Origin of the sequence: Flavobacterium sp. KACC 22758, from assembly GCF_028736135.1 — a bacterium.
Classification (GTDB): domain Bacteria; phylum Bacteroidota; class Bacteroidia; order Flavobacteriales; family Flavobacteriaceae; genus Flavobacterium; species Flavobacterium johnsoniae.
On the sequence record NZ_CP117878.1, the window covers coordinates 2,136,083 to 2,153,652 of the forward strand.

Below are 17,570 nucleotides of genomic sequence, written 5' to 3' on the forward strand. Positions count from 1 at the left end.
AAACACATAGAACCATAGATTTTTTTCTATAGAAGGTAATCGAAAGAAACTAGTTTTTAACACATAGCTATGTGAATTGATGCTAGTGAAACGCCTTTTTTAAAATCAATCTACAGCTATGTTTCTATGTGTTTAAATATTTTTCACTTCAACGAATTAAAATTTATAAGTTACCGTAAGCGTAACGTTTCGCGGACTTCCCGGAAATAAACGCAGATAATTCTGAGCGCCAAGCCAATACGTTTTGTTTAATAAATTGCCCGCATTTACAGCAATCTGCACATTGCTTTTATTTGGTTTGTAAAACAAAGCAGCATCAAAAATGGTAAAATCTGGAAGTGTAAAATCTCTTGTAAACCAAGGTACTTTACTGCTTTGGTACTGCATTCCAATTCCAATTCCTAAATCTTGCAAATCAGAATCTGAAGCAAAGTTGTAGCGTGTCCATAAGTTGGCGCTGTTTTTTGGCGTGTTTTGCTTTCGGGCACCAATTAAAGCCGGATTATTATCTTTTGTAATTTCGGCATCAATATAACTGTACGAGGCATTAATCTGCCAGTCTGGTGTGATATAACCTGCTAAATCACATTCAAAACCACGGCTTCGTTCAGCGCCTCTCGTTACCAGTAAATCAGGATTTACGGGATCATTAGCATTCATTAAAATGTTGCGCTGTCTGATTTCGTAAATCGCCGCATTAAAACTCATCGAGTTGTTTAAAAAAGTAGTTTTGATTCCTACTTCTTTTAAATCACTTTCTAGCGGGTCAAATAAACTGCCGCCCGGTAAACTTGCTGTTTGAGGCATCAAAGTAACGGTATTCGATTGAGGCTGATAACCTTCCAGATACGTTGTGTACACATTTATGGCACTGTTTACGGCATACGTAATTCCAATTCTTGGCAGTAAAGCCGATTTTTTGACTTTCAGTTCGTTACTGGTTTCATAGTTCGTAATATCTTCAAACCATTCGTTTCGAAGTCCCAATAAAAAAGTAAACTTTTCCCATTGAATCTGATCCTGAATATAAATGGCATTTGTAGTAGTTAATGCCGATGGAAGCGCTGTTCTCACATTCAGCGTATAATCTTCAGGACTGGTCAGTCTGTAACTCGGATTATTCAAATTAAAATAATCAACATTTGGTTTTGGCATTACAACGCCGTCAACGGTTACGGTTTGATAATTTGATGCATTTGCCAAAACAAAACTGCTCGCAACAGTTCCGTCTTTCAACAGATAACCTCTCGCCGCGTTTTGTCCGCCGCCTTTATTTTTGTTCCAGCTGCTTAAATCGTAACCTGTCAGTAATTTATGATGGAGCTTTCCTGTTTTTAAATCGAAGTTTAAATACGCACTCAAATTGTCAATATCCCAATTTTGCTCACGCTGTACAAACTGCATCATAGCCAGACTCGTAACAGGCTGATTGTTCATGTCAACCGCAAAAGCATTTGTGGTGCGGTGTTCCTGAAGATCTTCTGTCCAGGTTTGTTTCATATACGACGCATTAAAACCAATTTTAGAATTGAATTTATGCGCAAAATTGGTCATCAGGATCATTTCCTTCGATTTAAAAAAATCACTTGGAGCGCCCAGATTTAAACTTATCGGTGTTTTATTTAAACTTGTTTTTCCGGCGACAGCACCAAAAATAGGCTGTCCGCGATCCAGAATTCCGGTCATGTCACTTAAAATTAACTCGGTGTTAATGGCCGTTTTTTCATTTGGTATATAACTGAAAGAAGGCGAGATCAAAAACGATTTATTATTAACTAAATCACGAAATGATTTTGCCTGCTGATAGGCACCGTTTACACGATATAAAAGTGTTTTTGATTCGTTTAAAGGTCCGGTAAAATCAAGTGTTCCTCGCAAAGTGCTGAAACTCCCCACGCTCATGCTGATTTCTTTTCGGTCTATTGCCAAAGGTTTTTTGGTCACCATATTGATACTTCCGCCCGGATCAACAGAAGAAAATGTGGCACTCGATGGACCTTTTATGACTTCAACACGTTCAATATTACTCGTTAAAGGCTGTAAAAAATAATACTGGCGCGTTCGCATTCCGTTAATTATCTGGCCTTCTTCATTCTGGCTGATACCGCGAATTGTATATTGATTGTAATAACTTGCCGGAATTACACCACTCGACATTTTCACTGCATCGGCCAGATAAAAAGCACCTTTGTCAGCAATTAATTCTTTGGTAATTGTCGAAATAGACTGCGGAATATCTTTGTTTAAAGCGGCAATTTTTGTTGCTGCAAACGAATAATCGCTGTTGTATTTCTTGGTCGAACGGCCTACAATTTCAACGGTCTGCAATTCATTTCGTTTGGTTTGCATTTCCAGAGAATCTTTTGCAATACTGTCTTTAACTTTGTTATTGTTATTTTGTGCCTGGATGAAATGTGTACCGCTTATTAAAAGTAAAAAAGAGAATATATTTTTCATCTTAAACAGTTTGTAAATACAAATCTTCCAGTTCATTTGCTGATATTTTATCAGCCTCAATCACGGTAACTAAATTTCCCTGTTTCATGATTCCGATGTGTGAAGCAACTTCTCTGGCTCTGAAAATATCGTGGGTTGCCATTAAAATAGCCGTTCCGTCTGCCGAAAGTTCTTTTAAAATCTGCGAAAATTCGTTAGATGCTTTTGGGTCTAAGCCGCTTGTAGGTTCGTCCAGTAAAAGCACTTTTGCTCTCTTAGCGATGGCAATTGCAATTCCCACTTTTTGACGCATTCCTTTAGAATAACCTCCTAAATTTTGATCGTGAGCACCAGCCTGAAGCCCCGCTTTAGTTAAAAAATAAGTCAATTCTCCTGTAGAATATTTAAATCCTGCCAATGACGAAAAGAATTTAAGATTCTCTAAACCTGTAAGATTTGGATATAACATTACGGTTTCCGGAATATAAGCAACATGTTTTTTAGTTTCCTGATTATTCTCTGTAACTGAAATGTTATTGATTTCTAATTCTCCCGAAGTAGGTTCTATAAAACCTAAAAACAAATTAATGGTAGTCGTTTTTCCGGCACCGTTCTGCCCTAAGAGAGCAAAAATTTCACCTTCTTTTATTGTTAAGTTTAAGGCATTCAAAGCCGTATGATCGCCATATTTCTTGGTCAGGTTTGTTGCTGTAAGCATAAATTTATTTGTTGAGAAAAATTAATTTTAAATAATAGATATAGAAATTTTCAGGCTTTTAAGAGTTGTTAAAAGCTTGAATATTAGTTTTTTGAGGATTACAACAATTTAAAAAGAGATTTACTTGATTAGGCTAAAAAATCCAGATCAAATGAATTATAAAATAGATTTTCCTTTACCTATTTGAATAAATGAGGTAAAAGCTATTTTAATTTGAGAAAATAAACTGTGGTAATTAAATGAATGCAGGAGGTGCACGCAGGGCAAAGAGACTGCCTTTGAAAAAAGCTGAAATTCCCTCAAAATAAAAGAATTTATAAGAAGCAGCTTCGACTAATGTTTTGTGAAATGAAAAGCTCTGGAATGAGTTTGGAACAAACGTACTAAAAGCAAAATGACAAATATGACAGTTTGCATCAACCGAATGGCTGTGTGTTAATTCCTTTTGCCCTGTGGTGTATTTATGATCACAATGCTTTTCTGAAGAAAGCCTTAAGATATGTTCATAAGAGTGAACTGTCTGAAACAGCATGGCGAACAATACTGCAAAAGACATCAAAAAATTCACTGCTATAACCTTTTTCTTCATTCTGTGGCATTTCTGTTCCGATATTTAAATGTTTAGTTATCAAATAAATAATCGCAACAGTGTTGCAAATATAGATATCTTATTTAAAAATGCAGCTAAATTGATCTTATTTTTAGAAGATCAGGAGTATTTGCAAAATGATTCTTACTTCTTATAAATTACTGTATAGCAATTGAAGTGTATGAAAGTCAGATGATCCGTCGAAGTATTTATGCAAAACTTCCTGAAAAACCGGTTCTGTATTTTGAATACTGGCAAACAAAGTCATGCACGACTGTAGTTTTGCTACATCCGGAGTTCCAAATATATCAGTTACAGTCTCATCTTCTTTCTTAATTAATTCTGCCGTGATTTCAACAAGATGTTTTCCTAAAATAGGATGTTCTAAGAAAGCAATAGCTTCATCAGCACTTTTAATTTCGTAAAACTTAGAAGTATCGCTGGAACCCATTCCTTTTATTTGAGGAAAAATAAACCACATCCACGGAGATTCCTTTTTACCTTTTTTTATTTCATCAAGAGCCGTTAAATACAGCTTGTTTTGAGCATCTAAAAATCGCACTAATTCTTTCGTATTGTAAGCCATTCTTTACTGATATTGATTCAGGGGTATCAGGCCATAAAACTACTGAAAATAAGTTTAGTTGTATATTACTAAATCTTTTTTTTACTGCTATTTTTTTTAAATATTACGAAGGAGTTTTGATGTAGAAATTTGGCTGCAAAATCCTTTTTGATGAGAATTTTAAATAATTATGTAAGAAATTCTAATTAGCAAAATAATTCTTGTTAACTGCTTCTTGAATTGTTATAAAAGTCAATTTTAGTTAGTAAAACTGTTACAATTTTCCTATTTTTATCAAACTACGATATTTTAGAGGCTTTTTTTGGAGCAATTTCCTGATTGTTCTGCTTTCTAAAAGTATCAATTTCTGCTAACGAGTTTCATACTCAATTTAAAAAATATTATATGAAAATAGGATTAATCGGATTTGGAAAGACTGGAAAATCAGTAGCGTCAATATTACTGGAAAACAAAAAATTCTCACTGGAGTGGGTTTTAAGACAAAGTAAAGTTTTAGAGCACAGATCAGTTCCGGAATTTTTCGGAGTCGAGTCAGAAGAACCCGGATTAATTTATTCAAGTGCCACTACAAGTATAGAGGAATTACTGGAAAAACATCCGGTTGATGTTATTATTGATTTTTCATCAAATGAAGGAATTTACACTTATGGAGAATCGGCGGCATTAAACAACGTTAAAATTATTTCTGCAATTTCAAATTATGAAGAAAATGAATTAAAACTACTCAAAAAATTATCGAATAAAACAACCGTTTTCTGGTCGCCAAATATCACATTAGGAGTCAATTATTTATTGTTTGCGGCCAAGTTTTTAAAGAAAATTGCCCCGTGGGTTGATATTGAAGTAAATGAAGAACATTTTAAGAAAAAGCAAGGCACATCGGGTACAGCTTTAAAAATTGCCGAAGCGCTTGATGTTGAAAAAGAAAACATCAATTCGGTAAGAGCGGGAGGAATCGTTGGAAAACATGAAGTTATTTTCGGATTTCCGTACCAAACGGTTCGTTTAATTCACGAATCAATTTCAAGAGAAGCCTTTGGAAACGGAGTCGTTTTTGTAGCTGAGAATTTAAAAGACAAGAAAAAAGGACTTTACAATTTTGAAGATATTTTGACGCCTTATTTTGCGATTTAAGTTTTTAAATGAACTGTTTTTGTTCATCTAAACGAAATAAAAATATATTTTTATCTCGCAAAGACGCAGATTCGCAAAGATCTTCTTTTTTAAGTTTTAAAACTTTGCGGCTCTGCGTCTTTGCGAGAAATCTCTAATTGTTGACTTAACTTCATAATTACTTTCTAAAAGTCAAAGCTTTCATGTATTCTAAATTCATTTTAGCAATTGAAAGCACCGAAATTCCCTGCGGGCATTCGATTTCGCAGGCTCTGGTATCAGAACAATTCCCAAAACCTTCTGCATCCATTTGTTTTACCATTGTAATGGCTCTTTTTGAAGCTTCTACTTTTCCCTGAGGAAGCAAAGCCAAATGCGTTATTTTAGCCCCGACAAATAAAGCTGCACTTGCATTTTTGCAAGAAGCCACACACGCACCGCATCCAATGCAGGCGGCAGCATCAAAAGAAGCTTCGGCAGTTTCAAAAGATATTGGAATACTGTTGGCTTCTGGCGCCTGTCCGGTTGAAGCGCCAATAAAGCCGCCGGAACAGATAATAGCATCAAAAGCGCTTCGGTCGATTTTTAAATCTCGTAAAACCGGAAATGCTTTTGCTCTAAAAGGTTCAATATAAATCGTTTCGCCGTCTTTAAAACTTCGCATATGAAGCTGGCAGGTTGTAGTATTTTTTAAAGGTCCGTGCGCTCTTCCGTTAATCATAACGCCGCATTGACCGCAGATTCCTTCACGGCAGTCATGATCGAATTCAATTACACGTTCTTTTTTCTGAATTAAAGATTCGTTTAAAAGATCCAGCATTTCGAGAAAAGACATGTGTTCTGAAACACCGTCTAATTCATAATCTACCATTTCTCCTTTAGAAGAAGTATCAAACTGACGCCATATTTTTAGAAAGAGTTTCATAGCTAATTATTAATTATAAATTGTTAATTATGAATTACTGGTGAGTTTTAAAATTGAACTTGTGGATTGTTAATTAATAATTTACAATTCACCATTCACCATTTATTTATAGCTTCTAACAGTAAGTTCAACAGCTTCAAACACAAGAGGTTCTTTATGTAATTTTTGAGGCTTATCTTTTCCCTGCCATTCCCAGGCCGAAACATAACAGAATTCAGCGTCATTCCGAACCGCTTCACCATCGGGAGTCTGGTATTCTTCTCTAAAATGCGCACCGCAGGATTCTTCTCTCTGCAGGGCGTCATAGCACATTAATTCGGCTAATTCGAGATAATCGGCTATTCGTCCTGCTTTTTCTAATTCGCTGTTTAAAGTATCATCTCCGGTAATTAAAAGCTCATTCTCAAAAGAAGTTTTTAAGATTTTAATCCCTTCAATTGCTTCTTCGAGGCTTTTTCGGCTTCTGGATAAACCGCATTTTTCATACAAAAGCCTGCCGATAGTTTTATGAAAATAATCAGCACTAAGTGTTCCTTTGCTGTTTAGAAATTTATCCAATTGTTTTCTGACAGCGCTTTCCGCTTCATCAAAAGCGGGATGCGTAATAGCAGCTTTAGGAGTATTTAATTCTCCGGCTAAATAATTTGGAATGGTATAAGGAGCAATAAAATAACCGTCTACACAGGCTTGAAGTAATGAATTGGCACCAAGCCGATTGGCGCCATGATCTGAAAAATTAGCTTCTCCAAGAGCAAATAAACCCGGAATTGTGGTCATTAATTCATAATCAACCCAAAGTCCGCCCATAGTAAAATGAGCCGAAGGAGAAATCAGCATGGGTTCTTTGTAAGCGTTGATTCCGGTAATCTTTTCGTACATCGCAAAAAGATTACTGTATTTGGCTTCTATTTTATCTTTTCCCTGCGCTTTTATAGCATCGGAGAAATCCAGATAAATAGCATTTTTCATTGGGCCGACGCCATGTCCGGCATCGATTCTTTCTTTTGCGGCACGCGATGAAATATCTCTGGGAGCTAGATTTCCAAAAGAAGGATAACGGCGTTCTAGATAATAATCGCGTTCTTCTTCGGGAATTGAATTTGGAAGCCTGTCATCTGCAGCTGTTTTGGGAACCCAGATGCGTCCATCATTACGAAGCGATTCTGACATCAAAGTAAGTTTCGATTGATTGGTTCCGTGCTGAGGCAGTGAAGTAGGGTGGAACTGAATCCAGCTTACACCAGCCATATAGGCACCTTTTTTATGGGCTCTCCAAATGGCAGAACTGTTACAGCCCATTGCTAATGTCGAGAGGTAATATACTTTTCCGTAGCCTCCGGATGCTAAGACAACAGCATCTGCAGCATGGCGTTCGAGTTCTCCGGTTTCAAGATTTCGCGCAATAATTCCTTTTGCTTTTCCGTCAATAACCACTAAATCGAGCATTTCATGACGGGTATGTAAGCTTACTTTTTCTAATGAAACCTGTCTCATCAAAGCCTGATAAGCACCTAATAAAAGCTGTTGTCCGGTCTGTCCGCGTGCATAAAAAGTTCTGGAAACCTGAACACCGCCAAACGAACGATTGTTTAAATATCCGGCATATTCTCTGGCAAAGGGAACGCCTTGTGCCACAGCATGATCTATTAAGGCAGCAGAACATTCGGCTAATCGGTACACATTGGCTTCGCGGGATCTAAAATCGCCGCCTTTTATGGTATCATAAAACATTCTGAAAACACTGTCGCCGTCATTTTTGTAATTTTTGGCAGCATTAACACCTCCTTGCGCGGCAACAGAATGGGCTCTTCTGACTGAATCCTGAAAACAGAATGATTTTATGTTGTAACCCTGTTCGGCCAAAGAGGCTGCGCAGGAAGCTCCCGCAAGTCCGGTGCCAACAACGATTATGTTTAATTTTTTTCGGTTGGCCGGATTTACGAGTTTAGCTTTTGCTTTATAAGTATTCCATTTTTCGGCAAGCGGGCCTTCGGGTATTTTTGACTCCATCATTTTTTAGCGGTTTAAAATGAATTCATGCAAAATTTTGAAAGTAATAGTACTTTAGAACCCTAAATTTAATATAAAAATCTTATAAAATAAAATTATTGTTTGCTGATTATTATTGCTTTAGCTGATGCATTTGTTTTTAAGAAATAAATTCCGGATGCCTGTTCAGAAATTGAGATTTCGTTTCCTCTGCCTTCTTTAATTTTACTTCCAGAAACAGAAAACACGGTCCACTCTAATTCTTTTGACAAATGAAATAATCCTTTTGACGGATTTGGATAAACGATAATCCTATTTGATTCTTCATTTGGATTTTCGACACCCAAATTACAATTATGCACCTCAAAAGGAGAATTGTTTTTAGTATTACTTCCAATAGAATTGCTGACTGTTAATGAAACTGTTTTTGTTCCTTCGGTTCCGTAAATCACCGTATGCGGTCCAATTCCGGCTGCGGTTGCCGGCTGAGCGCCTTCGCCAAAATTCCAAAGATAATTGTCTACCGTTCCTACTGAAACTGATGTAAAAGTTACGGGCGTATTTATACAGCCCATTTGAGGTGTTACTTCATAATCGGCGATAGGAGTGGTTGTACTTCCTGATAATACAAACTCCATTTTATTTACATTCGTGTCGTTTTCATCAAAATGCAAAGTAATAACGTGATTGCCCTGCGTTAATGGAATATTTGGAATTGAAACAGTCTGCCAGTTCTGGAAACCCCCAGTATTTGGAATATTCACGACTCCGGTAACATTTACACCATCGACTTCAAGATGTAATTTTCGGGTATTATATGGCGTGGCAACTCTTAGGTTTATAGTATAATTTCCGGTTGTATTTACTTTTGCAGTATATTTCAGCCATTCATCTTTTGCAACATAGGCAAGATTAAAACCGCCTTCGTTGCAGACTTCAGTTCCTACTCCGTCACCCGGTCTGTAAGCTGTATCTCCGCCGCCGTTTTTATCCAGAAAAGCACCTGGGCCCACATCATAATTTTCAGCTTCAATAATACCCGGAATTTGGGCAATTAATCCTTGATAAGGGGCATTTTGAAGAACTGTTTCAGTATAAAATGCTGTGTATGTTATTGTTCCTGTGGCAGGAGCTTTAAATGTTTGATTGGCATTTCCTCCCTGGCTCCAATGGTCAAAATCATAGCGGATATTTCCAATATATTGAGGCGTAGGTGCATTTAAAGTTTGTAAAGCAGCATTTGCCACAACTTGTTTTGTTGAAGGTGAGGTAACTGGTTTTTGGTTGAATTCTAAATTAAGCGGAACAGGCGAACTTGCCGCTGTAACATTAACTAAATTGGGTTTAATGTCTACAAAAGCAGTTCCTGTTAAACCATTACTGTCGGTTACTTTTACGGTAAATCGATACCATACATTTGGCGTTTTTTCTCCTTGATTTGAAGCTGTAAAATTTCCTGATTTTACGCCTTGCGGACTCGCACCCGGATGTGAGTGTCCGGCTCCGGGAATGTCTTCGTGAAAAAGATCAATATTCCATGAAAATGCACTTGCTGGTAAAGTTCCGTCTTCAACATCTGATGCCGTGGCTTCAAAAGCAACAACATCATCGGCATTCCATTTTAATGCTGGTAAAGGAGAAATAATAGATACAGTTGGCGCATTACTAAATGGTGTAACAGTTAAAACGGCGGGATTACTGGTTGTATTTCCGGCAGTATTGGTAACTATAACTCTGTAATTTCCCGCATTTGCATTTGTAACATTCGGAATTGTATAGGTTGCTGCAGTTGCTCCGTTTATATTAGCATTGTTAAACTGCCATTGATAAGTTAATCCTGTACCACTTGCCGAAACTGAAAAAGTTACAGGATTGGTTTCCATTATAGATTGAGAAACAGGATGATTAACAATTGTAGGAGCCGCTGTTTCAATATAATCAAGTTTAATTAACGAGCCGTTATTTCCGTAAGCACAGTAATAAATATAGCCATCGTTACCTAACATCATTCCGAGCGCCTGCTGCTGCGGTGCGGTAAAGAATACTGTAGAAACCGGATCGGCAATATTAGGATCAAATGATCGTATTTCTGTTCGAACATAATCCTTAATTATAAATTTCCCCTGAAGATTAGGATAACGAGAGATTGCCGGATTATAAAGCACGCCGTTTGTTAAAGCATTTCCAATACTTCCTGTTGCGTAGGTAAAAATTGGATTCGTAAAAAGATTTATTTCAGTTTGTTTTCCGTCGCCTCCCTGCGGATGTCCCCATCCATAATTGCGAATAGCAGGATTGCTTATTTCGTTTACTTCTTCCCATGAAGTTCCAACATCTAAAACAAACAATTTATTGGCTGTTTCATTAGCAACCAATCGCCATGGATTTCTAAAACCGTAAACCCAGATGCTTTGTCTTTGTACAGAACCGCTTCCATAAAAAGGATTTCCCGGAGCCGGCTGTCCGTCTTCAGTTAAACGAAGGATTTTTCCTTTGTAAGTATCTAAATCCTGCGAATTTGAAGCCTGCTGACTGTCTCCAACAGTTACATAAAGATAGCCGTTGAAAAATTTTAAATCGCCTCCATTGTGAAATCCGCCGCCAATAGGCTCTAAAAGTAAAATTTCCTGTCTGCTGACTACCTGATTATTAGTATCGATTTTGATTCTTTCAATTCTATGTCTTACCACACCATCGTTAATGGCATAAAAAACATAAATATAGCCGTTTGCAGCAAAGTTAGGATGAAGTGTGAGCCCAAGTAAACCTTGCTCAGCATCTGTTAATGTAGTTACTGTAAAAACTGTTGATACCGTATTGTTTTGAAAAACTTTGACAATTCCGGCTCTTTCTGCAATAAAAATTCTTCCGTCTGGAGCTTGTTCCAATGCAAGTCCTTCTTTTATGACAGCAGTGGGAGCAAGGTTTTGGGTGATGTATTGAGAATAAGATTGACTTGAAATTAATAAAGCAGAAATCAGTAGGAAATAACTAAAAAAGTGCTTCTTAATGTTAAAATGTAAAGTTTTTTTCATAATTATTCAGAAATTTTAGTGATTTGGGTAATCAAATTTAGTCTATTTCTGTATAATTATTTGTTTTACTAAAATTTCTTTACGATATCGATTGAGGACTTCAAAAGGTGTAGATTTACTAAGGAAAAGAGGCACAAAGTTTTTTGATGCAGATTAATTTCTTCTGTAATTCAAGGGTTTACTTACCAATAATTTCTTTTCGATGCAAAGTTCCCCATTCGTTTAATGCACTTATAACATTATACAAAGTATGACTGTGTTCTGTTCTGGCGTACTCAACAGTTGGCGGAAAGGTATCATAAACTGTTCTGGTAACCAGTTTGTTTATTTCCAGATCTTTAAGTTCTTTAGAAAGCATTTTATCTGTAATTCCGTTTATGTCTTTCGAAATTTCCTTAAAACGTTTCGGTCTGTTTGATAAGGCAATTAAAATTGGGAGTTTCCATCTGCCGCTTAAAACTTCCAGAGCATCTCTTACGGGTAATAATGCAGCAAGACATTCTTCTGGCTGACAGTCCATTTCTTTTGTTAGTTCACCTTTTGTTTTCATACTAATAATGTTACTATCCTCAATGAAAGCGCTATCCTTGAGGATAGTACTATAAAAGAGATAGCAAATGTAGATAAGTTTGTATCGTAAAACAAATTATATAAGTTATGAGCCAAAAAATTCTACGCATAATTACCAGTACCAATGGTGATACTTCATTTAGTAATCAGCTTTCGAATGCTGTTATTGAAAAATTAACTGCAGCAAATCCTGAAACCGAAGTAAAAACTCTTGATCTTACTAAAACACCTTTACCATATTTGACTAATTCGCATATAAGTGCTGTATACGCTCCTGAAAATACTCATACCACAGAGCAGACTGAGGCACTTAAGTATTCTGATGAAGCGATACAAACTTTATTAGAATCGGATGTAATTGTAATTGGTGTGCCTTTGTACAATTTTGGTATTCCGGCAGTTTTAAAAGGCTGGATTGATCAGGTTGCCAGAGCAGGAAAGACTTTTAGTTACAGCGCCGAAGGACCAAAAGGATTGGTAACCGATAAAAAAGTGTATTTATCAATTGCGTCTGGTGCTATTTTTTCTGAAGGGCCTTACAAAAGCTACGATTTTTCAGAATCCTATCTTCGAACCGTTTTAGGCTTTTTAGGAATGACTGATGTTACAACTTTTCGTGTAGAAGGAACTGCAATTCCTGATTTTGCCGAAAATGCTTTACCAAAAGCCTTATCTTCTGTAGAAGAATTTGCCTTTTAAGATAAACTATAATTACGACGGTTGAACATTCTCGTATATAGTAAACCCGGCAGGATTTAAAACTCTGCCGGGTTTTGAGTTTTAAAAATTATATGTTTACACTGCCTGATCTGCATATCGTTTATCAAGATGTTGTTCTTTATCGAATTGATTTGAAGCTAGCTGTTCCAGAATATCTATAAAAGGAATTTCCATTTTTAGAAGCATTGGTTCGGCATCATGAACTATCGAATATACTTCTAAAGTGTTATTTACAGCTAAATAGTTCCCGTCTTCCAGTTCACAAAAAGTATAAAAAGTTTCTCCAAAATAATCGATGTCTAATACATCATTATAATCCAGTTTTTGTTTAATATGTTCGTCTAAACTATCATAAAAAAGATCAACCTGTCTTGCCGGAAATTCAAAATTTACCTCTATTGCATTTTTACCTTTAATAGAAGATAAATCAAACTCTTTCAGGTCATAATTAGAATGACTTATTTTTAATGCCCAGATTAAATTGTCCCAAAGCAGGATTTCAATTTCTTCAAATTTTTTATTGGTTTTGGAGAATATGGTGAGACCTGAAATCTTACTGTTTCTGCCTCTCTTTTTGTATTTAAAGTAGTTTTCTCCTGGATAAGTAATTTCAGTGTACTTAAAATCCGGATGCAGACTCCAGTTTTTAAACCCAAGAAAATTATTGTTTTCAGCCTGCGCTTTTACATCTGAGAATTCATCTGGTAAAGCATTTATTATAGCATTAAAAAGCTCTTTTTGTTCGTTTAAGATAACAACTGCTTTGCGTTTTGGAAAAATAGCAGCAAGTATTTTTTGTATTATACCCATTTAGTATTGTTTTGTATACAGCAGATTTTAATTAAAGGAATATTTTTTACTTTTCTATTATCATAGTAACGCCTTGTCCGCCAGCAGCACAAATCGAAACAAATCCACGGCCTGAACCTTTTTCGTTTAGTAATTTTGCCATTACGCCAATTATTCTGCCTCCTGTTGCCGCAAAAGGATGCGCGGCTGCAAGACTGCTTCCTTTTGCATTTAATTTTTCGCGGTCTATTGCACCAAGTGTTTTCTTTAAGCCTAACTCAGCACTTAATTCCGGGCTTTCCCAAATTTTTAAAGTTGCCAATACCTGCGCAGCAAAAGCTTCATGAATTTCATAATAATCAAAATCCTGCAAATTTAATTCAGCTTTTTCAAGCATTCGGCTTGCTGCAAATAAAGGTGCCAGCAAAAGATTCTGTTGATTTTTTACATATTCTATCGCGGCAACTTCAGCAAAAGTAATATATGCCAAAATAGGAAGACCGCGTTCTTTTGCCCATTCTTCGCTGGCTAAAAGCACACAAGAAGCACCATCCGTAAGGGGAGTAGAATTTCCGGCAGTTAAGGTTCCGTTTACTTTATCGAATGCCGGTTTTAGTTTTGCCAGTTTTTCAATCGAGCTGTCTTTTCTCAGATTATTATCTTTTTCAAGTCCGTTAAAGGGCGTAATCATATCATTAAAAAAGCCCTCATCATACGCTTTTGCCATATTCAAATGACTTTTAAGTGCAAAATTATCCTGATCTTCTCTTGAAATTTTATAATATTTTGCCGTAATCTCAGTATGTCCGCCCATTGAAAGTCCCGTTTGCTGCTCTTCATTCTTAGGAACTAAAGGCGAAAGGTCTTTCGGTCTTAATTTTAAAAATGCTTTGATTTTTCCGCCCAGCGATTTTGCTTGTCGGGCTTCTAACAAAACTTTCCTTAGTTTTTCACTTACTGCCATTGGTATATCGCTGATAGAATCTACACCGCCCGCAATTCCAGATTCAATTTGCCCCAATGCAATCTTATTGGCAATATAAACTGCACTTTCAATTCCGGTATCGCAGGCCTGTTGTAAATCGCAGGCAGGAGTAGCAGGATCTAGAGCGGTTTTCATTACACATTCTCTGATTAAATTATTATCGTAGGTATGTTTGATTACAGCGCCTCCGGCAACTTCACCTAATAATTGGCCCTGCAGATTATACTTATCGACAAGTCCGTTTAGGGCGGCAGTCATCATTTCCTGATTTCCAACAGATGCATAGGCGGTATTTGCTCTTGCAAAAGGAATTCGGTTGTAACCTACAATAGCGACTTTTCTAACTGTTTTGCTGGTATTCATAAGATTTTGTTTTGACGGATTTGTTTTTGCAGGATTAAAGATAAGCAGACTTAATTAAAAATTAGCAATAAAATTCGGGTTTGAAATTATTTCACTAAAAAGCAGTTTTTAATTGTATTTATTTAGAATGAATTAAAATAATTTGGAAAACAAAATATTTGAATCTACTTTTGCCAAACAAAACTTAAAATTTTACCAAAATGAGTATAAATACCATTAAGAATGTCTGTTTTTTTATAGTTCTTTTAACATCATTTACTATGATGAGCCAGGAATTAGGAAAAGTGAGCGGAAAAGTTGCTTTAAGCGGAAATGAACCATTAGAAGGTATTTCGGTAGTTCTTAAAGGAACCAAACATTCGTCTGTTACCAATGCAAACGGACAATATGAAATTAGAAATGTAAAACCAGGTTCTTACACTATTAGTGTTCGTTCAGTAGGTATTCGTCCGCTTGAAGATGCAATTGTTGTTACAGCAAAACAAACTACAGTAAAAAACTTTTCACTTTCTGAAACTCAGGAAGATCTTGATGAAGTAGTGATTACAAAAAATAAGTACAAACAAGATAAACCTTCGTTATCATTACGTCTTCAGACTCCTGTTCTTGAAATTCCTCAGAATATTCAAATTGTAAGTGCGCAAACACTAAAAGACCAGCAGATTACAAGTATGAGCGATGGTGTTATCCGTAACGTAAGTGGTGCTGTACGTTTAGAACACTGGGGAGATTTGTATACCAATATTACAATGCGTGGTACTCAGATTCAGGCTTTTCGTAACGGATTTAATGTGGTATCTTCTTTCTGGGGACCTTTAACAGAGGATATGAGTTTTGTAGATCATATCGAGTTTGTAAAAGGACCTGCAGGATTTATGCTTTCGAGCGGTGATCCAAGCGGACTTTATAATGTAGTAACTAAAAAGCCTACCGGAATTTCAAAAGGTGAGGTTACGGCAACTGTAGGAAGTTATGATTTTTACAGAGTGAGCCTTGATCTTGACGGAAAACTGGATAAAGCCGGAAAACTGCTTTACAGATTTAATGGGGCAGCTCAAAAGAAAAGATCTCACCGTCCGTTTGAACACAATGACCGTTATGTAATTGCTCCTGTAATTTCATATCAAATTGATGATAAAACAAAAATTACAGCCGAATATAATTTTCAATATGCTAACATGACTGAGGTTGGTTCTTATTATGTTTTTGGACCTCAGGCCGGCGGTTATGCTGCTTTACCGCGTAATTTTACAATGACTCAGCCAGGATTGCCTGATACTAATATTCAGGATCACAGCGGTTATTTGCAATTTGAACATAAATTTGATGAGAACTGGAAACTTACAGCTCAGACTTCATACTTTAAATATATTCAGCAGGGATATAGTTCATGGCCTGGCGTTGTAGGTCCCGGACCAGCCGACAGAGATTTTGACGGTACACCAGAAGGTAATCTTGCTTATGGTGAAATTATTAGAAACGTGGGTATCTGGGATGCTGAAAGTAATATGTATTTAGGACAGATTTTCGTTAACGGAAAATTCAAAACAGGTGCTGTCTCTCACAAAATATTAGCAGGGATTGATTTAGGAAATAAAGATTATATGGCAGACTGGGGACAATCTCATGATCTTGATACTGTAGACAATCCTTTTAATGTATATAATCCAAATTATGGAACTCCATCAAATGGTTTTCCGGCTTTTGATCATGAAACACCGCTCAGCCAGAGAGCAGGAGGAATTATGAGTTCAGAATATGCTGCGGGTTACATTCAGGATGAATTAGGTTTTTTTGAAAACAGATTAAGATTAACTCTTGCTGCAAGATATACATGGTTAAGTCAATCGAGCTGGGGAGATACACAGGAAGATACCCATATTACACCTCGTGCAGGACTTAGTTTTTCTATAGATTCAAATACAAGTGTTTACGGATTGTACGATCAGGCATTTATTCCTCAATCTGGAATTACTCAAAATGGAGATCCTATAAAACCGCTTACAGGAAATAATCTGGAATTTGGTATTAAAAGAGACTGGTTTGACGGATCATGGAATACTACACTTTCTGCTTATAGAATTACAAAGAAAAATGAGCTTACATCTGATCCAAAAAATGGGCCTAATGACATTTATAAAGTTATTTTGGGAGAAAAAAGAGCAGAAGGTATTGAATTTGACGTTAGAGGAAAAATTATTGACGGCTTAAATGTAATAGCTAATTATGCTTTTACTGAATCTATCGTGACCTCTTCTAATGTTCCAACTATTGCTGCAGGTTCTACAGTTCCCGGATATGCAAAACATACAGCAAATGCATGGTTAAATTATACAATACAAAGCGGTAAACTAAAAGGTTTTGGAGCTTCTATAGGGGGAACTGGTCTGGTAGGCCGTCAGACTGATACTTGGAGTGTAGGTCTTGAAAGGCTTCCAAACTATTTTAAATTAGATGGAGGTTTGTCTTATGAAACAGGAAAAGTTAAAATTACGGCAAACGTATTTAATATTTTAGATAAGTATTTATACAGTGGTTCTTACTATGAGTGGCTGCAGGCTTATTACTGGCAGACAGAAGCGCCGAGAAACTTTAGAGTTGGCGTGACATATAAATTGTTTTAATTTTAAGACAATCATATAAAAAAAGCATCCGTTATCAGCGGATGCTTTTTTTATATAGGTTCAAAGGTTCATAGAGACAAAGGATCAAAGTTTTTTAATTGATACATTTTTTATTGCCCGCGGATTTT

The 17,570-nt window shown here is 36.4% G+C and carries 13 protein-coding genes; 3 read left to right on the top strand and 10 right to left on the bottom strand.

Features of this window, described 5'->3' with window-relative positions:
- Positions 1-156: 156 nt before the first annotated feature.
- The 4 genes from PQ462_RS09250 to PQ462_RS09265 all read right to left on the bottom strand — a co-directional run bounded on the left by PQ462_RS09250 (position 157) and on the right by PQ462_RS09265 (position 4,329).
- On the bottom strand, positions 157-2,457 hold the full coding sequence (locus PQ462_RS09250; protein WP_274253222.1) for a TonB-dependent siderophore receptor: 2,301 nt from the start codon (positions 2,455-2,457) through the stop codon (positions 157-159).
- 1 nt (position 2,458) lies between these two features.
- A complete protein-coding gene (locus PQ462_RS09255) occupies positions 2,459-3,154 on the bottom strand; it encodes an ABC transporter ATP-binding protein (protein WP_012025315.1) in 696 nt (231 codons plus the stop codon).
- 235 nt (positions 3,155-3,389) lie between these two features.
- Complete coding sequence (locus tag PQ462_RS09260; protein WP_274253223.1) at positions 3,390-3,743, bottom strand: hypothetical protein; 354 nt, start codon at positions 3,741-3,743, stop codon at positions 3,390-3,392.
- 151 nt (positions 3,744-3,894) lie between these two features.
- Positions 3,895-4,329 carry a DUF1810 domain-containing protein gene (locus PQ462_RS09265; protein WP_012025313.1) on the bottom strand — a complete coding sequence of 145 codons (435 nt, stop codon included), beginning with the start codon at positions 4,327-4,329 and terminating at the stop codon, positions 3,895-3,897.
- A 384-nt stretch (positions 4,330-4,713) separates the two neighbouring features.
- Between PQ462_RS09265 and PQ462_RS09270 the strand changes: the two genes are divergently transcribed.
- Positions 4,714-5,463, top strand: coding sequence for a 4-hydroxy-tetrahydrodipicolinate reductase (locus PQ462_RS09270; protein WP_274253224.1), 750 nt, complete (start codon positions 4,714-4,716; stop codon positions 5,461-5,463).
- 157 nt (positions 5,464-5,620) lie between these two features.
- On the opposite strand, the gene PQ462_RS09275 is transcribed toward PQ462_RS09270, so the two are convergent.
- The 4 genes from PQ462_RS09275 to PQ462_RS09290 form a co-directional block, all read right to left on the bottom strand.
- The gene (locus PQ462_RS09275; RefSeq protein ID WP_121361506.1) at positions 5,621-6,367 is read right to left on the bottom strand and encodes a succinate dehydrogenase/fumarate reductase iron-sulfur subunit; all 747 of its coding nucleotides are present in this window, start codon (positions 6,365-6,367) and stop codon (positions 5,621-5,623) included.
- Positions 6,368-6,469: 102 nt separating this feature from the next.
- Positions 6,470-8,380 (bottom strand): fumarate reductase/succinate dehydrogenase flavoprotein subunit, encoded by a 1,911-nt coding sequence (locus tag PQ462_RS09280; RefSeq protein ID WP_274253225.1) that lies wholly within the window; start codon positions 8,378-8,380, stop codon positions 6,470-6,472.
- 92 nt (positions 8,381-8,472) lie between these two features.
- Positions 8,473-11,391, bottom strand: a complete 2,919-nt coding sequence (locus PQ462_RS09285) for a PQQ-dependent sugar dehydrogenase (RefSeq protein ID WP_274253226.1) — start codon at positions 11,389-11,391, stop codon at positions 8,473-8,475.
- Between the two features lie 178 nt (positions 11,392-11,569).
- Entirely contained in the window at positions 11,570-11,941 is a 372-nt protein-coding gene (locus tag PQ462_RS09290; RefSeq protein ID WP_012025308.1) for a winged helix-turn-helix transcriptional regulator, read from the bottom strand.
- A 107-nt stretch (positions 11,942-12,048) separates the two neighbouring features.
- Here PQ462_RS09290 and PQ462_RS09295 point away from each other — a divergent pair, with 107 nt between their 5' ends.
- Entirely contained in the window at positions 12,049-12,660 is a 612-nt protein-coding gene (locus PQ462_RS09295) for an FMN-dependent NADH-azoreductase (RefSeq protein ID WP_274253227.1), read from the top strand.
- A gap of 96 nt (positions 12,661-12,756) precedes the next feature.
- Here PQ462_RS09295 and PQ462_RS09300 read toward each other — a convergent pair whose 3' ends face one another.
- Both PQ462_RS09300 and PQ462_RS09305 read right to left on the bottom strand, forming a co-directional pair.
- Positions 12,757-13,491, bottom strand: coding sequence for a hypothetical protein (locus PQ462_RS09300; RefSeq protein WP_274253229.1), 735 nt, complete (start codon positions 13,489-13,491; stop codon positions 12,757-12,759).
- A 46-nt stretch (positions 13,492-13,537) separates the two neighbouring features.
- Positions 13,538-14,818, bottom strand: coding sequence for an acetyl-CoA C-acetyltransferase (locus tag PQ462_RS09305; protein WP_274253230.1), 1,281 nt, complete (start codon positions 14,816-14,818; stop codon positions 13,538-13,540).
- 200 nt (positions 14,819-15,018) lie between these two features.
- Between PQ462_RS09305 and PQ462_RS09310 the strand changes: the two genes are divergently transcribed.
- Positions 15,019-17,442, top strand: a complete 2,424-nt coding sequence (locus PQ462_RS09310; protein WP_274253231.1) for a TonB-dependent receptor — start codon at positions 15,019-15,021, stop codon at positions 17,440-17,442.
- The last annotated feature ends 128 nt before the right edge of the window (positions 17,443-17,570 follow it).

What these genes read in the sequence shown, in the direction of transcription:
- PQ462_RS09250 (WP_274253222.1), bottom strand. Translation starts at nt 2,457, where the DNA reads ATGAAAAATATATTCTCTTTTTTACTTTTAATAAGCGGTACACATTTC.
- PQ462_RS09300 (WP_274253229.1), bottom strand. Translation starts at nt 13,491, where the DNA reads ATGGGTATAATACAAAAAATACTTGCTGCTATTTTTCCAAAACGCAAA.
- PQ462_RS09285 (WP_274253226.1), bottom strand. Translation starts at nt 11,391, where the DNA reads ATGAAAAAAACTTTACATTTTAACATTAAGAAGCACTTTTTTAGTTAT.
- PQ462_RS09310 (WP_274253231.1), top strand. Translation starts at nt 15,019, where the DNA reads ATGAGTATAAATACCATTAAGAATGTCTGTTTTTTTATAGTTCTTTTA.
- PQ462_RS09270 (WP_274253224.1), top strand. Translation starts at nt 4,714, where the DNA reads ATGAAAATAGGATTAATCGGATTTGGAAAGACTGGAAAATCAGTAGCG.
- PQ462_RS09265 (WP_012025313.1), bottom strand. Translation starts at nt 4,329, where the DNA reads ATGGCTTACAATACGAAAGAATTAGTGCGATTTTTAGATGCTCAAAAC.
- PQ462_RS09260 (WP_274253223.1), bottom strand. Translation starts at nt 3,743, where the DNA reads ATGAAGAAAAAGGTTATAGCAGTGAATTTTTTGATGTCTTTTGCAGTA.
- PQ462_RS09275 (WP_121361506.1), bottom strand. Translation starts at nt 6,367, where the DNA reads ATGAAACTCTTTCTAAAAATATGGCGTCAGTTTGATACTTCTTCTAAA.
- PQ462_RS09255 (WP_012025315.1), bottom strand. Translation starts at nt 3,154, where the DNA reads ATGCTTACAGCAACAAACCTGACCAAGAAATATGGCGATCATACGGCT.
- PQ462_RS09295 (WP_274253227.1), top strand. Translation starts at nt 12,049, where the DNA reads ATGAGCCAAAAAATTCTACGCATAATTACCAGTACCAATGGTGATACT.
- PQ462_RS09305 (WP_274253230.1), bottom strand. Translation starts at nt 14,818, where the DNA reads ATGAATACCAGCAAAACAGTTAGAAAAGTCGCTATTGTAGGTTACAAC.
- PQ462_RS09280 (WP_274253225.1), bottom strand. Translation starts at nt 8,380, where the DNA reads ATGATGGAGTCAAAAATACCCGAAGGCCCGCTTGCCGAAAAATGGAAT.
- PQ462_RS09290 (WP_012025308.1), bottom strand. Translation starts at nt 11,941, where the DNA reads ATGAAAACAAAAGGTGAACTAACAAAAGAAATGGACTGTCAGCCAGAA.